The organism is Paenibacillus senegalimassiliensis, assembly GCF_001486585.1.
In the GTDB taxonomy this organism is placed as follows: Bacteria; Bacillota; Bacilli; order Paenibacillales; family Paenibacillaceae; genus Fontibacillus; species Fontibacillus senegalimassiliensis.
In genome coordinates, this window is the sequence record NZ_LN909046.1 from 1,508,603 (window position 1) to 1,527,193 (window position 18,591).

Annotated in this window: 13 protein-coding genes; 4 read left to right on the forward strand and 9 right to left on the reverse strand. The window is 48.2% G+C overall.

The features are described from left to right. Positions 1 to 214 precede the first annotated feature (214 nt). Entirely contained in the window at positions 215 to 3,229 is a 3,015-nt protein-coding gene (locus tag BN3279_RS21100; protein WP_059053689.1) for an S-layer homology domain-containing protein, read from the forward strand. A 76-nt stretch (positions 3,230 to 3,305) separates the two neighbouring features. On the opposite strand, the gene BN3279_RS21105 is transcribed toward BN3279_RS21100, so the two are convergent. Then, the gene (locus BN3279_RS21105; protein WP_059053690.1) at positions 3,306 to 4,244 is read right to left on the reverse strand and encodes a ketopantoate reductase family protein; all 939 of its coding nucleotides are present in this window, start codon (positions 4,242 to 4,244) and stop codon (positions 3,306 to 3,308) included. 190 nt (positions 4,245 to 4,434) lie between these two features. Here BN3279_RS21105 and BN3279_RS21110 point away from each other — a divergent pair, with 190 nt between their 5' ends. Continuing rightward, positions 4,435 to 4,968 carry a TetR/AcrR family transcriptional regulator gene (locus BN3279_RS21110; RefSeq protein WP_059053692.1) on the forward strand — a complete coding sequence of 178 codons (534 nt, stop codon included), beginning with the start codon at positions 4,435 to 4,437 and terminating at the stop codon, positions 4,966 to 4,968. 130 nt (positions 4,969 to 5,098) lie between these two features. Here BN3279_RS21110 and BN3279_RS21115 read toward each other — a convergent pair whose 3' ends face one another. From BN3279_RS21115 to BN3279_RS21130, 4 genes are all read right to left on the reverse strand, one after another. Next, positions 5,099 to 6,457: a glycoside-pentoside-hexuronide (GPH):cation symporter gene (locus BN3279_RS21115; protein ID WP_059053695.1), complete on the reverse strand. Its 1,359-nt coding sequence runs from the start codon at positions 6,455 to 6,457 to the stop codon at positions 5,099 to 5,101. 40 nt (positions 6,458 to 6,497) lie between these two features. Beyond that, positions 6,498 to 8,540 (reverse strand): beta-glucosidase family protein, encoded by a 2,043-nt coding sequence (locus BN3279_RS21120; RefSeq protein WP_059053697.1) that lies wholly within the window; start codon positions 8,538 to 8,540, stop codon positions 6,498 to 6,500. A gap of 261 nt (positions 8,541 to 8,801) precedes the next feature. Continuing rightward, entirely contained in the window at positions 8,802 to 11,267 is a 2,466-nt protein-coding gene (locus tag BN3279_RS21125; protein ID WP_059053700.1) for a GH39 family glycosyl hydrolase, read from the reverse strand. 57 nt (positions 11,268 to 11,324) lie between these two features. Then, positions 11,325 to 12,026, reverse strand: a complete 702-nt coding sequence (locus BN3279_RS21130; protein ID WP_059053702.1) for a glycoside hydrolase family 73 protein — start codon at positions 12,024 to 12,026, stop codon at positions 11,325 to 11,327. A gap of 148 nt (positions 12,027 to 12,174) precedes the next feature. Here BN3279_RS21130 and BN3279_RS21135 point away from each other — a divergent pair, with 148 nt between their 5' ends. Next, complete coding sequence (locus BN3279_RS21135; RefSeq protein WP_059053704.1) at positions 12,175 to 12,852, forward strand: tetratricopeptide repeat protein; 678 nt, start codon at positions 12,175 to 12,177, stop codon at positions 12,850 to 12,852. A 78-nt stretch (positions 12,853 to 12,930) separates the two neighbouring features. Here the strand turns inward: BN3279_RS21135 and BN3279_RS21140 are convergent, their stop codons facing one another. The 4 genes from BN3279_RS21140 to helD form a co-directional block, all read right to left on the reverse strand. Continuing rightward, positions 12,931 to 13,365, reverse strand: a complete 435-nt coding sequence (locus BN3279_RS21140) for a GNAT family N-acetyltransferase (RefSeq protein ID WP_059053706.1) — start codon at positions 13,363 to 13,365, stop codon at positions 12,931 to 12,933. Beyond that, a complete protein-coding gene (rpiA, locus tag BN3279_RS21145; protein WP_059053709.1) occupies positions 13,358 to 14,038 on the reverse strand; it encodes a ribose-5-phosphate isomerase RpiA in 681 nt (226 codons plus the stop codon). The genes BN3279_RS21140 and rpiA overlap by 8 nt, the downstream gene beginning before the upstream one ends. A 129-nt stretch (positions 14,039 to 14,167) precedes the next feature. Further along, positions 14,168 to 15,433: a bacillibactin exporter BcbE gene (locus tag BN3279_RS21150; protein ID WP_059053711.1), complete on the reverse strand. Its 1,266-nt coding sequence runs from the start codon at positions 15,431 to 15,433 to the stop codon at positions 14,168 to 14,170. A gap of 100 nt (positions 15,434 to 15,533) precedes the next feature. Next, the gene (helD, locus tag BN3279_RS21155; protein WP_059053713.1) at positions 15,534 to 17,903 is read right to left on the reverse strand and encodes an RNA polymerase recycling motor HelD; all 2,370 of its coding nucleotides are present in this window, start codon (positions 17,901 to 17,903) and stop codon (positions 15,534 to 15,536) included. A 157-nt stretch (positions 17,904 to 18,060) separates the two neighbouring features. Here helD and BN3279_RS21160 point away from each other — a divergent pair, with 157 nt between their 5' ends. After that, positions 18,061 to 18,573: a hypothetical protein gene (locus BN3279_RS21160; protein ID WP_059053715.1), complete on the forward strand. Its 513-nt coding sequence runs from the start codon at positions 18,061 to 18,063 to the stop codon at positions 18,571 to 18,573. Positions 18,574 to 18,591 lie beyond the last annotated feature (18 nt).

Consider the following 18,591-nt stretch of genomic DNA (forward strand, 5'->3'; position numbering starts at 1 on the left):
ATTAGCTATATTCCAGATATCAGGAGGATTCCTGTGTTATTACATCATCCCGCAAAATTAAATCTTACTTATCAAAAATTAGACAAAATTTAAAATTAATATGTTAATCTGGACAAAACAATGTAACGGATTTCGCGCATAAACACAAGTTTGCGTAGTTTTCTGTTCAATGATTTCGTTTTGAAATGACATGGACAAGGGAGTGGGGAACAAAGTGAAGAAAAGTCACCGCAAATGGTTTACAGGCTGGCTGGCCTGTAGCCTCCTGTTTGCAACAGTTTTACAACCGGAACATACACTGAAGGCGGCCGACCCGACTATCCCAATTAGCGGGAACGCGCTAATTGTCGCCAATGGCATTTACGAATTGACAGGAACGGACAGCAATTTAAGGGAGATCCAGATTGCTGACGGTGTTACGGATGTTGTTCTGCGGCAGCAGTTCAGAGATGTTACGTTGTCGGCGAGTATTAGCACGTACAACACCCAATCACTGAACCTGACAATTGACAGCTTGCAACTCAAATCATTATCTAATAGTAATAGCACAATTGATTTGAGGGGAAGCGGTGAAGTGCGTTTGATTTTGAAAGGGGCAAATAGTCTCGATACATCAGCCTCCTTTGCCCAAGACGCTCCTCCAGCACTCGCTGTGGAAGGGAATGCCAAACTGACAATATCCGGGGAAGGGTCGCTTGTGGCCAGATCAGGCAGTTCGGCCGCTGGCATTGGCAGCCGTGCGTATACACCAACAGGAACCATTGTAATCAATGAGGGGACGATTATTGCAGCCAGTGAACCGACACCAGGAGGAACAAATGGTGGCGCTGGCATCGGTGGCGGATACGCTAGCTCTCCCGGAGCGATTATCATTAATGGGGGGACGATTACTGCAACCGGTTCCCACGGTGGCGCTGGCATCGGCGGTGGGTCTTACGGAGATAGCGGCACCATTACCATTAATGGTGGAATGATACATGCCACAGGAAGCAACGGCGGAGCTGGCATCGGCGGTGGAGGTGGTGGTAGCGGCAATACAATTATCATCAATGGAGGCGAAATTACAGCAAACGGCGGATATGGGTTTTATAACGGCCATTTGAGCGGGGCTGGCATCGGCGGTGGGTACTCTGGCGACGGGGGTGACATTATCATTTCCGACGGGTTGATCATCGCTTCCGGCGGTGGTGGCTACTCTGCCGGTATAGGCGGAGGCTCTACCTACATTAACGTGTATGTAACCTCCTCTGCTACCATTCAGTTGCTGGGCGGAATCGTCTACAGCACACCTGGTTATGACGGCAACATGTTCAGCGGTGTGGTGAACAATAACGCAGAGGCACCACTGTTGCTTACGTTGACGTTCATAGAGCACGAAGGCTCTCAGACGCCGGTAGCAAACGCAGATATTTCTCTGAGAAACAGTACCATCCGAACCAATCAACATGGCACAATTTCCTTGCATGTCGTTGCGGGCGCGTATACGCTCGACGATTTCGAATTAAGCGGAGCGAATGGTTACAGACCGGTTTCCATGACTCCCTCAACGATCCAAGTGGACAATCAACAGCCTAACGCAGGCACCATCCTTTGGTCCAACCGTTATGCGCTCCTTTGGCAGTTGGACGGGGGGACTTTAGAACAAAGTCCGGTTACAGAAGCCGTTTACGGAACGTCCATTGCGGCACCTTCCCCTGTTCCCCAACGCAGCGGGTTCACATTTGATGGCTGGTATACCAACACTATGCAGAAAGTTGCGTTTCCATTTACACTGCTAAGCGAAACCGAGCTGTTCGCACATTGGACAGGCAATTCACTGAGTTTGTCCGGTGCTTCGCTGCCGAGTGGCACATACGCTGAAGCCTACAGCGCCTCCATACCGGATGCCACCGGGGGAACGGGCAACTACACGTTTGTCGTAACCGACGGCGCTTTGCCGGACGGTTTAACCCTGAATGGCCGTGCAATCGAAGGTGTGGCAGAGAACGCAGGTAATTATGTTTTCGAAGTAACGGTCACGGATACTGCCTCCGGGACAACGGCAGTACAGCAGTTTACGATCGATATTCAGGCGGCAGTCCCGGTATCAGATGATACCGTGCAGGCGGGTCGGCTGCGGAGCGGCGAGCCGCTGCGACAGGCAGCACTGAGCGGAAGCTTCCACCATCCGACAACGGGTAAGCCGGTGCCCGGCGCGTTGAACTGGGCTGACCCCAATGTTGTCCCGTCACAGAGTGACACAAGCCAGGCATGGCTATTTACGCCGTCCGATCTTCGCAACTATGCAGAAGTAGGGGGAACCACGCAAGTATCGTGGGCGTCGTCTTCTCCGCTCCCGGGAAACAATCCGGATCGTGTATATTCCGCTAATGCCAACCTGGCTGAACTGCTAGTACGGGCAGGAGACAGCGCGTTGGCGCTTAGCCCGTCGTTTGCCCCTGAAACGACAACGTACAAGGCGCGCACGGAAGAAGTGCGAATTGACATTACGTGGAAGACCGCTCATCCAGCCGCGCATGTAAGGCTGGAGAATGAAACGGTTACCGAAAAATCCGGACATGAGCTGGAAGTTGGCGAAAATCTGTTTGTCCTTACCGTGCAAGCAGAGAACGGCGCGCGCAAGACCTACAGGTTGAACATCCAACGCGACTTGCCCAAGCAACCCGAGTCCCCCGATACGCCCACTGGACCGTCAGAGCCTGCAACGGAATTTTCCGACATCGCTGGCAGTTGGGCAGAAGCCGCAATTAAGCGTGCGGTAAGGCAAGGCATCGTGAGCGGATATCCGGACCATACGTTCAAGCCTAATGAATCGGTCACACGAGCCGAGTTTACCGTTCTGTTGGCACGCACGCTGGAGTGGAAGCATGCTGGGACGGAGCTTGCTTTTACAGATCAGGAACAAATCGGAGTATGGGCGACCGAAGCTGTGGCCCAGGCAGTACAGGCTGGTGTTTTGAACGGATATGAAGATGGACGTTTCCTTCCAGATGCACCCATCACCCGTGCTGAAATGGCGACCATGTTCGCCCGAGCGCTTGGGCTGCAAACAACGACCAACACTACCGCGTTTGCAGACGATGAAGCGATTCCCGAATGGGCCAAAAGCGCCGTGGAGGCAAGTCGCATCCAAGGCTTCCTTATCGGCCGTGGCGACAATCGCTTTGAGCCAAACTCTTCCGCCAATCGCGCGGAAGCGACCATGATAATGCTGCGAATACTGGATTAAAAAGCACGATATGCCCCCCTCATAGTAGCAGTAGAAAAAACATTCTACCTTTACTATGAGGGGAGTTTTTGTATTTTTACTTATCTAATAAATACTTCTCTTCTGCTTTTTTCACAAGACTATCCAGATTAGGAGTTTTGAAGCTTGATGTTGCTTTTAATTTATAAAGCTCATCATAAAAAGCCTTAATCTCTATAAAACTGCTTTCCGATTGTTTTACCATAGGAGTATGGTGATACAGCTTATAAAAGAGAAAATTCAAGTATTCATGCTTTGTCACGAAATCTGCCTGGCCTTTAGGGATATTTTTATAACCCAAGTCAACAAGCAGGTCAAATCCTTCATGCATCGCCTTTACCACCTCTTTTAACAAAGCGCTGTCTTTTCCAGCAGATTTGTAGTCATAATCCTTTATAAAATGTGCAAGATTTAAAGGCAATACATAAATGATATGATTTTTAAACCAAGCATCTATATCCTCTTGAAAACTCAGCTTATATTTTGTTTTTGCGAATATATCTTCAAGCGTTGTTTGAAATTGGATCTTTTCACCATGGGAGCCTAACACCATTTCACCAGCATTTGTTCTTAAAACGGTGATTTGTTCTTTACTTTTTTTCCCTCCACTCATTTGAAAGCCAAAAGCAATGTTTTTTTCATTAGTGCTATTGGACTTTATATACTCCTCCATTTCAGCGGGGTTGAAATTATTACCTACTAACAAAATGTTTTTTGTTTCATTTATAGCCAAAATAGGCAAAACAGATTTAAAATCAGTATATTTCATAACCACAAAAATAACATCGTATACATCGTGAGGCTCTAATTCAGTAATTATCTTAACTTGATCTATAGTTGTTTTTCGCTGAATGAAATGCCTGATAACTATTCCTTTTTCCCTGAATTGTTTTGCTCGTTCCCCTCTGGCTAATACGGTTACATCGTTATTACCAGTTACTAATGTATGAGCTAGTAAACTTCCCTGATTTCCCATGCCATAAACTAATACTCGCATTTAATTATCCTCCCAGTAAAATGATTTCATCTTTAAAAAATTAATGAACAATCGTTGATTAATAATCAATTGCGCATTAATATTAAACCATTAAATGTTATTGACCTCAATGCGCAGATTTTTGATCATGTTCAATATTCAACAACATTAATATAATTGTTCATTAATCATTTTAGATGGAGGAATTAAAGTGGATAAAAGACAGCAAAAATCTCAAAAAATAATTATAGAAGCATTCTTCGAACTATTAGGAGAAAAGGATGTTGAAAAAATATCAATGAATCAAATCGCAGAAAAAGCTAATGTTAATAGAGGGACAATTTATTTAAACTTTACGGATAAATACGACTTATTAAACAAAAGTATCAGAATATACTTTGCCGATTTAATACTGCTATGCCAGCACAAAAATGAAACACTCAACAAAAATACATTAATATCTATATTTGATTATTTGGCTGACAATTTTGATATGGTGCATATGCTATGTAAAAACGAAAATTTTGATACATTCAGTTCATGTATGGTTAACGAAATAGAAACCATGCTAAGAAAGTATTTTGCTTCAGAAATAGACATTCAATTCTTGGCTTCTGCTATTGTTGGTGTTTTAAAATGGTGGATTAAAAACTCTATGCCGTGCGCACCCAGAGACGTTTCCGAGAAATTATGGTTATTATTAGAAAAAAACATGCCTGATGTAGCCTATGGCCAAACGCTATAAAACTGCTGTGCTTGTGCGATGCTATCCAGCTACATAACAAAGACCCTCGCAATCAGCATTTCTCCTGCTGATCACGGGGGTCCCTCGTTGGTTTGTTGATAGTTCAGTTATCTAGCCTTTAAGTCTCTTCCTACCCTGCTCTTCTCAACTCCAGTTCAGCCACAATCTCATGATGCGGCTTCTCCCATTTGTACATAAATAGAAGAATAAGTATGGAGAGGACACATAACAAGATCGGAAGCCAAATGAAGCTGATTTCGATCATACGAAGCGCCGAGGCGCTTTGAGTCTGGTTAGCAACATAACCCCCGGCGGCGAGCAGCCATGCAGGAATCGCGCCACCCAGGCCGGAGCCTAGCTTGATGGCAATACCGGAAGCCGTAGAAGCCAGCAGGCCTTGAGCGCGTACCCCGGACTTCCATTCCCCATAATCAACGGTATCCGCAATGAGGGCGAACAGCAAGCCGACAGGCAACCCTAAACCGATCGCTCCAATGACGGTTCCCGTCAGAACGATTGCCGTGCTTTGTCCACTGAGATAGATAATAACCTGTCCAAGGATACAAATGGCCATCCCTATAATCATCAAGGTTCTCTTACTATACTTTTTGGACAAGAATGGAACAAAGACAATGCCGATCAAGGTTAGTGAACCTAGCGTATTTACGGTAGTGACAATATCAGGTTTATTCAGATTGTACGTAATGTAGTAGATGCCCGAGGACAACTTAATCACGTACAGGATGAAGAAGACGACCCCCACCAGCACGCCTGCAATCCAAGGCGTATTGCCCTTAATCGCCTTGACGCTCTCTCTAACAGACAAGGACTTCCCGCCCGATTTGTCCTGAACACGTTCTCTGGTATTGAAGAAGGTGATCAGGAACATAATCAGCCCTACGATCCCAAACAAAATCATCGTATGGAAGAAGCCCTTCTGCTGATCCCCATGACCGAAGAAGGCCACCAGCGGCAATAACGTCAGGTTCACAAGCAAGCCACCAAATTGCCCGCCAAACATCCGGAAGGTGTTAGCCACCGTTCGCTCCTGAACGTCACTCGACAGACTCGGCAGCAGCGTGGTCAGTGGATTATTCACCGCCGTATATAATACATTAGATGCGATGTAGAAAATGTAAGCATAAGCCAGCTTTCCCGAAGCGCTTAGCTCTGGCCCCATGAACAACAGCGTTGTTACGATGGCAAAGGGAAAGCAGGACCATAAAATCCATGGACGTGATTTGCCCCATCTTGTATGTGTCTTATCAATCAGAATACCAAAAATGGGGCTATCGATCATATCCACAAGCCGAGCTACCAGCAGAAGCGTACCTACGGCCGCAGCGCCAATTCCGTATACATCGGTAAAGTAGTAGGTCAGATACGTGGTAACTACCGCATAAATCAGGTTCGAGGCTGTATCGCCCAGGCCATAGCTTACTTTTTCCAGCAAGGATAATTTTTGCGTTGACTCTTTTCTTATTGCCATAGTGCACCCTCCAGATGGGAACAATTTGTCTACTAAGTTCTTATAAGCGGATGCTTCCCTGCATCAAATCCTGCGAGTCACTGCTGTTACCTATGAACACCTCATAGTCCATAGCCTCCAGCTCCCACCCGCCAGTAGAAGGGTTGTACCATTTCATTTTTTCAATCGGGCAGGCAATTTCCACCGTTTCTTGTTGGCCCGGAGCTAGTGTAATTCGTTTAAAGCCGCGCAGAACCTTGACCGGACGATCCACTTTGGACTGGCTAAAGCCAACATAAAGCTGCACCGTCTCGTCTCCCGTCACCTTCCCGGTGTTCTGAACCTGACAAGTGGCGATGATTTGATCTTTCTCCACCTTGAAGTGGGCATCCGATAAGGTAAATTGCGTATAGGACAAGCCAAATCCGTATGGCAACGCAGGTGTGATGCCTTCCTTCTCCAGCTTGGTATATCCGTGATAATATTCGTATTTGATCTCACTGGCATCCCAATCCACTTGTGGCAAATGATCCTCGCTGGTCGGTACAACAAAAGGCAATTTACCACCCGGATTAACCTCACCGAACAAGGTTCTGGCAATGGCGGTACCCCCCTCCATCCCGGGATAATAGGCCATCAGAATGGCGGACACCGACTGCTTCCACTCTTCAATCATGATCATATTCCCGCCGATGAGTACGGCAACCGATTGCCGATTGACCGGACCTACGGCATTAATCAGCTCAATATCCTTCGCATGTAGACCGAGGCTACTCTGACGATCCCCGCCCGCCTTCAAATCGGCATCCTCATTCGTTACGGATTCGCCTTCATCATCATGGTCGTACCCGGCCACGAAGACAACAGCATCCACTGAGCTCGCCAACTGCTTGGCACGTTCAACATCCTCGCCATTGTCGAAGACAACCTCTGCATCCGGGAGCAAGCGCTTGATGCCTTCCAGCGGCGTAACGATGTAAGGCGGGAACACCCGACTCGATCCATGGTCCCCGATATTTCCCTTCTCCCCAAGCGCTCCAATGATGGCAATTCGCTTCGTACCTGTCTTGGAGAATGGCAGCACATGGTCTTCATTTTGCATTAGGGTCATGGATTTCTCCGCCGCCTCCAATGCCAAAGCAATATGCTCCTGGCTGACAATCAGGTCTTTGTCATACGTATCATTGTCTGCCTCGTCGAAGGCGAGCAAGGTCCGTACGATGCGTAACGCCGCCTGGTTAATTTTCTCTTCACTGACCTGACCGTCCTTAACCGCATCCACCAACTTATCGCCGAAGAATTTGGTATGGCACATCTCCACATCCATGCCGCCATTACCCGCTTCCACCGTGTCCTTGATGCCCCACGCAAAGTCGCTGACCACGAAGCCGTCGAAGTCCCATTCTTCTTTTAGCACCTGATTTAGCAGATAATCGCTATGCCCGCAATGAACTCCATGGTACAGGTTGTATGCACTCATGACGCTGGCTGCTCCGGCATCCAAACAATCCTTGAAGTGTGGAAAGAATACCTCACGTTCAGTTCGCTTATCTGCCAGCACACTGACCTTGAAGCGCGCCCATTCCATACTGTTGAAGGCAAAGTGCTTCACGCAAGCGATTACATTTTCTTGCTGAACCCCTTTAACCAGGGCTGCACCCATCGCCCCCAGATGGAACGACTCCTCGCCATATACCTCCTGGCTTCTCCCCCAACCTGGATTATACGGCAGGTTGACGCAGACGCCGCCGAAGAAGTTGCCGCCCTGGGCACGAACCTCTTGACCAATAGCTCGTCCAATGCGCTCTTCCAGGGCCGGATCGAAGGCTGCACCTCTGGCCATAGAGACCGGGAAGCAGGTGCTGTTGCCCGACACCACTCCACGTGGCCCGTCAACAAACTTCAATTCCGGTACACCTAGTCGCTCATTACCGCCAGCAGGATACGGTCTCCAGTTATAATGTCTGACCTTGAAATCCTCCAGCATTTCCTCCATCGATACCCTTCCGCTCATCAGGTACACTTTCTCTTCCAAGCTTAGTTGATCTACAATTTCCTGTGCCTGGGTAGTGTACGACAAGCGTGTTTGTTTATTAGCCTTCATCTATTTCATCCTCCTAAACCCTATTTTCAGGATATCCATAAAACCGTTTACATTTCTAATTTGATGGTCTTATCAATATCGTTGAACTAAGTTTAGTCCACATTCGCCCCTGGTTTCCTTCCTCTTTCTTGGATGCTCAGACAGTAAAGTAAGCGCATTCTTTAGTTGTGAATGCGCTTCAATATAAAAAAGCCAAGAATTGCCCCATACTTATACCGGGAGAATCTTGGCTCAACTATATTTATCGGTTCAAATTAAATTCTAGTTGTATAGCTTATTCAGAATCAGGCACTCTACCCCATGCACCGGCACGTGCAGATCAAGCTCGAAGTCGCCTTTCACCGTCACCTGCCTTAATTGCAGCGAAGGCCTGGAAATGCTCTTGAGATATTCCGTTTCTTCATGATTTAAATCCACATATTCTCCCATCCGCATCCACTCGTCATAAGCCGATCCGGACTGCCGGTTCAGACTATATTGCTTACACTTATAAGTACCCTGTATATCTTGCAGATGAATATGGAACAAGAGATCTTCGGACTCCTCAAAGATGTCATACGGCGGCAGCTCCATTTCCTCCCCTTTGACAAACAACTGGTTCAAATAAGTATGGTTATAGACAAGGATTTGGATATTCTCGCCTTGCCTCGTCATCAAGTAATTCTTCCCCTTGGCAAATACCGTGCCTCCCAGCTTGGACAAGAACACAAAGGCATAATAAGCCGACTTCTTGATGCCCTCTGTATTCATCAGTCCAGTCCCTCCGTAAAAGGGAGTATTCTTAATATCCCATTCATATAGGATGTCCGAGGCGGACAGAAAACCGATTGCCTTAGCCCGGGCTGCCGATTCATCCAGCATGTTGTCTATAATGAACGTCGCCATGAAGGCGGTGTCATGCAGAACATGGGTCACATCCCAACTCAAATTCCACCGGGTTACAATAAATTCGGTATTCTTCTGACCACGTGATTCAAGCATGTCCCATGTGCGTTTTAACACTTGCTTGGTATGATCCTTCGTCTCATATTGGAACGGGATAGACTGGATATCGACCGGCCCCGTAATCGATTGCTGCTGCCATTGTTCAAAGTGGATGCGATTATGATAAACATTGCAACTGTAAAAATCAACAGGAACCCCCTGATCCAGGCAGAACTCCAATAGCTTCTCCGAAGGCTGGTCCTTTGTGTGAAAATTTTCTGCGGCGGGTCCTACTCTGAGGGCAGGCGATATTCCCTTAATTAACAAGGCGGTTCGCTTATACAACTCGAAATATTGCTCAAGTGTGCCGCTCCAATGAATATCCTGCACCGGGAACTCGGTCCATATCTGAAAGTACCAGGTGGATACGGCTTCTAGCCCGTAACGGTTAATGCTATTGGTGATAAAGGACTGAACGAGCGTCAGCCATTCATCCATCTCCTTCGGCGGAGAGGTATTACCTTGATAGTTGAAGAAGCTTGTCCCTTTGCTAGCCAGTAGTGGGGGCATATAGCTCAGACAGATAAAGGGCTTCAGTTCAATGTCCCGCAAGTAATCCAGAATGTTGTTGATGAATTTCCAGTTGAACTTAAAACCATCGCGGTCCTTTTGCAGCACATCCATTTCTTGATTAAAGATCCCTTCAAATCGCATATATTCAATAGGAATTTCCTCTTGTATTTCCTTGATCTGATCCCGAATATTCTGATTCAACAAGGTATTAGCTGAGCCGATGTTCATCATCTTGCTCCAGACCTGCTCCAGTTCGTAGCCCTCAGCTTGAACGCTCTCGACCAGATGCACCTGCAACGTATTATCCTCCAGCATACCCGGTTCAATCGGTAAGGAAGCATAATGACGAATGCGCTCTTCAGGCAAAGTATGTACGAAGGGAACTTCGGCCTGGGGCATCTGTGAGTATCTTCTGCGCAGTTGCAGGGGCGTACAGGCATACTTCGATTTAATCGCCTTATAATAGCTCTTCTCGTCACTGAACCCTGAGGATAGGGCAATATTCAGAATGGACGCCTCCTGATGCAGCAGCAAATACAGTGAATAACGGATACGAAGCTCGTCCAGATATGTCTTGAAGGTGATGCCTGCATGCCTTCTGAAAATATCAGAGAGATAGGATGAATTATAATGTTCTTGTTCAGCAATCTGATTCAAGGTCATTTTACTCTGGAAGTTCAGTTCTACATGATTGAGCATATGCTGAACGATGGGGTTATCCCGCCGAGACTCACGGCCTGAAGACTCCTCTGCCAGGCAGGGCTTGCCGAAGCGAAGCGACAGATACCGGGACATGCGAAGTATGTCGTCAAGTGATTCCGTGGATTCGGTTGCGCTCTTCATAAGTAACCACCTGCTCATAAAGGTTCGGATAATATCGTAGGCGCTTTGATGATCCGAGCTATTTTTAAATGACTTCAGATCATAGATCATGTCATAAAAGTTGGAATGATGCTCATAAAGAAACAAGCTGTCCATATGCATTTGTATAAAGCGGGCATCCTGTGACTGCAAGATAAGGCGATGTGATTCCAAGTGGTTGATTAACAGCAGATCATTCTGCTGGAGGTCATAATCTTGCGAGCCTATCGTTACTTTCAGTCTCCCTGACATCAGCCAGATCAGCTCTAAGCCGGCGTGTTGATGAAATGCCTCTGAATAGTAATCATTGGTTGTAAAATAATAGGGACATCCCGGTTGATAGGGAATATGAGCAACTGTGTGCTTCAACTCAACACCTCCACAGTTATTCATTATAACCAACCGGGAAGTTTTAAAATAGCATGGTTAGCGGTTGAACAGCCCTCGTCGGTGCATAACCGTGATCAAGCGATAGAAGTCGACACTTCCTTGCTCGGGATTGTTGAGCAGCGGTTCATTTCGGCTATAGCTTACTGCCGCAGCTACAGCCTCCTTGGCCCATTCAGGAATACCAGGCTGAGTGAATTTCTCCAGTTCGGCAATCCGCTTGGCTTGAGCCGTAACGGTCTGACGGAGCGCTTCGAATTGCTTCTTCTCCTCCGGGGTCATCGGATCATCTCCTTTCGGCGGGTCATAACGCGTCAACTGATAATCGCTCATTAGGCGTATCAGTTTATTAGCGTATAACGGGTCTGTAGCATACCCGGCGGCGGCTACGGCACGAGCTGCTTCCGGACCGGATTTGTTAACTACTGCGGCATAACGCTTAGCCGACAAGAGGATCGTGTGATCAGCCAAAGATTCAGCCCAGTTGCGATATTTGCGGAACGAGGCATTCACCCGAACCGGCTGTCCATTCCGGTACTCGGTCGTTGGCAAGAGGATGCTACCCAGCGGGCCGCTCCCTTTCATACCAAATAAATTTTTCGCTTCTACCGACAGCTTGCTGGTCCCCCAATTCGATTCCAGTATAGCTTGGGCGAGGATCAAAGACGCCGGAATCCCGCTTTTGGCCGCATTAGCTGTGGCCGCCGGAGCAAGAGCCGCGACAAACTCATTTCTGTTCATAAGCGTCACCTCTTGTACAGCTTATGTACCTGAGTGGACAAAGGTATGGACCAATTTCCTGGCCCCTACCCCAAAAGCGCGTTCTCCCGTCACGTGCCTCTCTGTGGTATAATTGGTGAATCATTAAGTTTTTCGTTGGAGGAGTTTTATGAGCAAGTTCATGCTGTTTATTTTACTATCCTGGCTATTTGGAAATCCCTTTATCGCTATCCTGGTGCTACTGCTGATCATCTATTTTATTGATCGGCGTTATGTGGGACTTCTGCCCAGTATCAGCAAGCCATTTAAGCGTGGCCGCCGAATCTCTCAGCTTCGTCAGCAACTGGCCGCAAGCCCCTTCGATGTTTCTTCCAAACGCGAGCTTGCCCGCTTGTTAATTGAACGCAAAAAATTCGAAGAAGCTCATACGCTACTTATGGAAGCTCGCGATGCCTCCGAGAGTTCCGCAGAATTCTGGGATGACCTAGGAACGGCAGCATTAGGGCTTGGTCGTATCGATGAGGGCGAGCAGCATATTTTGCAGGCGCTTAGCCTGAATGATCGGGTCAAATACGGTCAGCCTTACCTTCGTCTCGCTTCCGCTTTCCGTGAGCAGGACCCTCAGAAGGCGCTGCAATACGCAGCCAAATTCGGAGAGATTCAATCTTCCTCCAGCGAAGCGTACTATCTGCTAGGGAGCTTGTATCAATCCCTTGGCAGCAAGGAAGAAGCCAGGAAGGCTTACACCGAATCTATTACCGTTTACCGTTCATTGCCCAAATATAAGAAACGTCAAGAGCGCAAGTGGTCCTGGCGCAGCACAATGAAACGCAATACACTAGGATAATTACCAAGACACAAACAACGCTGTATCCTCTTAGCCACCAGGGCAAAAGGGATACAGCGTTATTTGCATACTCAGAATCTATTCGTCTTCCGGCTCGTCCACCAGGTAGAGGCAGCGGAACCGTTCCACCGTGCTGCCCGCCTCGCGGAAGCCCGTAATCTCAAAGCCAATGCTCCGGAAGAAGTCCGTTCCTTCCTCATCGGTAACGGCAACTACACTTGTTGGCTCTTCCTGCGTTAATGAGAGCAACACCAAGGCACGCCCATACCCTTTGTAGCGATTGGCAGGATGGACGGCAAGATGGAGAATCTCCAATTCTCCTTTGTCTTCCTGAACACGATAGCCAATCAGTCCGGTAATTTGCCCTTCAACTTCATAGCCGAATAATTTGCAATCTTCCTCAGAGCGATACGACTCGATGACGGTATCCAAAGTGACATCATCAACCACGGCGTACTCCAACAGTTCTTGAATGGAGGGCTCCTTCAAATTAGATTTTATCGATTTAAACATCAGTTGTCTCCTTAACGTCGGTACTTCCATCTTCATGCCCAATAACAACAGTATGGGCAATGCCCACAAATAATCCGTGCTCGACGACCCCGGTGGTCGCCTTCAATTCATCGCTAAGCCGGCCTGGATCATTGATCTGGCCGAAGGACGCATCCGCAATATAATTGCCGTTATCGGTTACGTATAACCCTCCATCACGTTGCCGCATCTCGAAGGGAACGTTATAGCGGTCCTTGAGCCCCTTCAATGTCCACTCGTAACAAAAAGGGACCAGCTCGATAGGCAACTTGAATGCTCCCAAATGTGGCACCACCTTGTTGCTGTCGGCAATGACGATAAAGCGATCGCTGGCTTTGGCCACCAGCTTCTCGCGCAGTAATGCGCCTCCACCGCCCTTGATCAAGGCCATTTGTGGGTCCACTTCGTCGGCACCGTCAATCGCCAGATCCAGTCGATCCACCTCTGCCGCTTGAATGATCGGAATATGATATTTAAGAGCTAACTCTTCCGAGGCGTTCGAGGTGGCAATAGCCCGGATACGCAATCCCTCTGCCACTCGTTGTCCAATTCTCTCAATCGCATAATAAGCTGTCGAACCCGTTCCGAGTCCAACGGTCATTCCGTCCTTGACCCATTCCGCGGCACGATAACCCGCCGCTTGCTTGGCATTCATGTATACCTACCCCTCCAACGCTGATAATAATTACGTCCATCATACCAAAAAAGCCCGGACAATAGAACAGCGGGGCCTCAGTTCCTGAGGTCCCGCTGCCCTATAGCTGTATAGATAAGCTGTATCGCTCTACCCCTGTCGTAACGGAGAATTTACCTTCGCACGTGGTTTCCGCTGCTTCGAGTCCCCGGGGTCGCCTTCTCCCTGCTCAGGCTTCACCATGAGCAGCAGCAGAATGACCGCAACCAGGGATACACCGGCTATAACAAAAAACATCGTCATATGCCCCGCCTTCATCAGTATGGACATGATCGGCGGGCCTGCCGATACTCCGATAAATCGCATACTGCTGTAGATGGAAGTGATGGTTCCCCTCATCTCCTGATCAATACCTTCCGTAATGAGTGCATCTGAACTCGGCAACACGATGCCAATGCCCGCACCACATACGATAAGGCAAGCGATAACAAAATAAATATTGTTGAAGAAGCCAATTCCAAATAACGCCCCTGTGGAAAGCACCAGGCCAGCTACACCCGACCACTTCATCAAAGCTTTATTTTTGCCAATTTTCTTCCCGGTGATATAAGAAGCCAGGCATAATGCGGCAAGCGGAATGGCCAGCACCAGCCCCTTAATCACGCCAACCAGCCCATGCTTGCTTTCCAGTTGCTCTGACAAATAAAACAACACACCAAAGAGCAGGAACATCGATATGCAGCCTATCGCGAAAATCGCATACAACCAACGTCCCTTTTCCCGAAATACGCCCTTAATGGTCTCGACAAATTCACCAAGCGGTTTGGCTTCCTTTCGTTCCTCGGGCTCCTTAACCAAAATCCACACCAGCACCAGCGAAATCAAACAAAGTAAAGGGATGGACAACAATGGGGCATACCAGATCCACGCGCCCAGCAAAGCTCCCAGGATCGGGCTCAGTACCTTGCCGAACGTATTTGACGTCTCGATGATCCCCAAATTATGACTGACCTCTTCCTCATCGTCGAACAGATCTCCCACCAGCGGAAGCACAATGGGAAAAGCTCCGGCCGCTCCAATCCCTTGGAGGAAGCGACCGCCAAGTATAACCCAATACAACGCTGTGCCATCCGTGTACCAATCTGCAGAGCCAGACACCGCCCCGCCCACTCCTGCAATGATTAAGCTGGGTACAATGATCGCTTTGCGGCCAAATTTATCCGACAGGTACCCGGCGATCGGAATCAGCAAAATAGCCACGACCGCATAAACCGTAATCAACATACTCACTTGAAACGAAGAAATTTTAAGTTCTCTGGCGATCTGCGGCAGGATAGGAATAAGCATGGAATTGCCCAGCGTCATAATTAACGGAATGGACGCAAGGGCGATGATTTCGCCTTTTTTGCTGACCATGAAGCCTTCAGGCCACCCTTCTGTAAGACATTAGGAACAGACCCGGTTAGTGTGATACATTCAGGCGAAATATATGCTTTAGCGGTAATTCCCAACAGTCCTAAGAACGAAATTCGTACGTACTTGAAGCAGCTTCGCGGATAAACCGGCTTGGCTCTCCCAGCGAATAGATACGAAGCAGATGCATGGCTCTTGTACATGCTGTGTAGAACAGCTTGCGCTCCGCTTCACGCGTATACTTCCGGTCTGATCCGTCATAGATGAGCACCGCATCAAACTCCACGCCTTTAGCTAAATAAGCAGGGATAATATGCACACCTTTTTCGAAGGACAAGGTGGTCTTCTTCATCAGCCTCACAGCTATTTCGCTTTGTAGGCGTTCATGAACCTGCTCGCTTTCCTCTGCCGTCTTACAGATAATCGCAATGGATTCAAATCCGTCCGCACGAAGCTGACTAATCCATTCCACGATAGAAGCCTCAAGCTTCTCCGCCCCATCTACAAGATGAACCTCCGGCTTCTCACCCTCCCGGTTGAACGGAATGATGGCTTGCCCTCCGGGAATCATTTCCCGTGTAAATTCAACAATTTGCCGGGTAGAACGGTAGCTTTGCTCCAGAATAATCAAATCGCTCTCTTCCGTACCGTAGAGATCACTGAGTACAGAGGATTGCTGGAGCACTGAAGCATGAGCATATATCGCCTGATTTAAATCGCCTAACGCTGTCATTTTGGCACGCGGGAACAAACGCTTTAAGAAAAACAACTGGAATGGCGAATAATCCTGGGCTTCATCAATAATGACATGGCGGATATCGGTGTTGGAACGAAAACCGAGCAACAGCTCTTTCAAATAGAGGTATGGCGTAATATCCTCGTAAAATAATTCGCCTTGCCCAATCTTCTCCAGCGTCTGCTTGCCAATCTCCTCCCAGCGCTCCGGGAGAGGGCCGGAACTCACCTGACGAAACATCGCAGGATCGTTGAATAATTGTGTATACAAGCGGGTGACATCTACAAATCGTAATGACTTAACCCATTTGCGCAAGGGCTTCATACGGTCGCTGACCACCATTCTGCCCAGAATCGTCTTCTCGTCCTCATAATCGCTGAACGACGGACTGCCGCCTTGATGCTTGCGGCGCATCCGGCGATATGCCCGTTGGTACTCCTCCGTGTCCAGCAATTGAATCTGCTCTTCCACCCAAGGCTGGTCCAACTCTGCCTTGCTGAAGGCAGCCAGCTTCTTAAGCAACCACTCCTTCAGCAGCTCACAGCGGTTAGCCAAACGAATCGCCGGGTCAAAGGCATAAAATTCACGGGCAATTTCCTCCGTGCCAACAATCTGTCTGCCTTGGAACCGTAGCGGCTTGAATTGCATGCCTTGCTGCTCCAACAGCTTCTTATAACTGGTAATCGTCTCCAGGAAGAGGACGGATGATTTATAACGAATACCTGCAACCCGGGACCCATAAACCTCGTCCTCTGGAGCAGATAATACATATTCGATCTGTACGAACGGATCTTCGAGTTGGAATTCGCGGCCCAGTCGATGCTCCAAATACTCCTGGAACGTCGTCTGCCGCATATTCTCTTCGCCCAATTCCGGTAGTACGGTAGATACATAGCTGTTGAACAACGGGTTAGGAGAGAACAGGATCATCTGATCCGCCTTGAGCACCTCGCGATGCTTATACAGTAAATAAGCGACACGTTGTAGCGCAGCCGAGGTTTTCCCGCTGCCAGCCGCACCTTGTACAATCAACATCCGGCTGTGGTCATTACGGATAATCTTGTTCTGCTCGCGCTGAATGGTAGCCACGATGCTTTTCATTTGGGCATCGGAGCTGCGTCCAAGCACCTGTTGCAGCATCTCGTCCCCAATCGTAACCCCCGTATCGAACATCAGTTTAATCATACGTCCTTGAATAACGAATTGACGCTTGAGCGACATCGTTCCCGAGATTGTGCCGGAAGGCGTCTCATAGGACGTAGGACCAGGTACACTATCATAATAAAGATTAGAAATTGGAGCACGCCAGTCGTAAACCAGAAACTGTTCATCCCCGTCTTCAAGCAAGGAGGCAATGCCCAAATAGATGACTTCCTCCGGTCCTCCTTCTTCTGCAAAATCAATACGAGCAAAATAAGGCGATTGCTTTAGCCGCTTCATTTTCCCTAAAGCAATGGAAGCATGCTGGTGACTCTTCTCCCGCTCCGAGAGCACTTGAGATTGCTGTCTCAAGCTGGTTGAGGTTTCTCCAACATCATCGGCCTCACTGAAATTGACAGTAACCTCATCCCAGAAGTCCTTCCGCATAGACACGACGTCACCGCGGACGCTGCCCACTTCCCGTTCCAGCCTCCGGATACGGGCATCGATTTGATCTGCTACATCCTCAACGCGGCGTTGTTCCTCCTGCCAGGCTTGATCTGTATAGTCCAACTGAATCGCTCCCTTGAATGACATCTCTTATACTCTACCCATTCCACAATCTAAGATAACTTCGTACCTGATTCAAATTTTATGAAATATTAAGCATTCTTTAAGATATCCTGCCCTCTTTTGGTCAACACTGAGGAAGGCAAGGACCAAATTATTCTAAACGAAGAGGTGGAAAAAGTCTATGTTCAAACGAGAAACAGCATCCCTCCACGGCAAGCTTGCCTTGTCTTTGCTGCTAACCGCAAGCCTTGCGCTTGCGGCAGGGGCTGCACAGGCAGAGACAACCCTGCGCGAACCCGCCGAGTCGGCTCCCCAAGAGAATCACAAACCGAGCCGTCCTACTCATATCCACGGTGGACACATCTTTATAGACACTGCACAGTGGCTGGGGCTGGAGCCGAAGGCCCTGATTGAACCATTGAAGCAAGGCAAGACGCTGATGCAAATCGTCAAAGACAAGAAGGGCTGGAGCGAAGAAGAATATTTGAAGCGGCTAACAGAATCCGCTCATCGCAATATCGACAAGGCCGTTGCGGAGGGCAAGCTGGATCAGGCCAAGGCGGCTCAAATCAAGACCTCCTTGCCAACGAAGCTTAAGAAGATCATTCACCGCAATTGGCAGGATCGCTTTAACGCTCCAAGAGCAGAGCAGCAGCAGAACAACAAGATTAATTGGGGGCATATGTCCCACTAGAACAAGCATTATTAGCGA

What these genes read in the sequence shown, in the direction of transcription:
- BN3279_RS21105 (WP_059053690.1), bottom strand. Translation starts at nt 4,244, where the DNA reads ATGCGAGTATTAGTTTATGGCATGGGAAATCAGGGAAGTTTACTAGCT.
- BN3279_RS21115 (WP_059053695.1), bottom strand. Translation starts at nt 6,457, where the DNA reads ATGGCAATAAGAAAAGAGTCAACGCAAAAATTATCCTTGCTGGAAAAA.
- BN3279_RS21120 (WP_059053697.1), bottom strand. Translation starts at nt 8,540, where the DNA reads ATGAAGGCTAATAAACAAACACGCTTGTCGTACACTACCCAGGCACAG.
- BN3279_RS21130 (WP_059053702.1), bottom strand. Translation starts at nt 12,026, where the DNA reads ATGAACAGAAATGAGTTTGTCGCGGCTCTTGCTCCGGCGGCCACAGCT.
- BN3279_RS21135 (WP_059053704.1), top strand. Translation starts at nt 12,175, where the DNA reads ATGAGCAAGTTCATGCTGTTTATTTTACTATCCTGGCTATTTGGAAAT.
- BN3279_RS21140 (WP_059053706.1), bottom strand. Translation starts at nt 13,365, where the DNA reads ATGTTTAAATCGATAAAATCTAATTTGAAGGAGCCCTCCATTCAAGAA.
- rpiA (WP_059053709.1), bottom strand. Translation starts at nt 14,038, where the DNA reads ATGAATGCCAAGCAAGCGGCGGGTTATCGTGCCGCGGAATGGGTCAAG.
- BN3279_RS21150 (WP_059053711.1), bottom strand. Translation starts at nt 15,433, where the DNA reads ATGGTCAGCAAAAAAGGCGAAATCATCGCCCTTGCGTCCATTCCGTTA.
- helD (WP_059053713.1), bottom strand. Translation starts at nt 17,903, where the DNA reads ATGTCATTCAAGGGAGCGATTCAGTTGGACTATACAGATCAAGCCTGG.
- BN3279_RS21160 (WP_059053715.1), top strand. Translation starts at nt 18,061, where the DNA reads ATGTTCAAACGAGAAACAGCATCCCTCCACGGCAAGCTTGCCTTGTCT.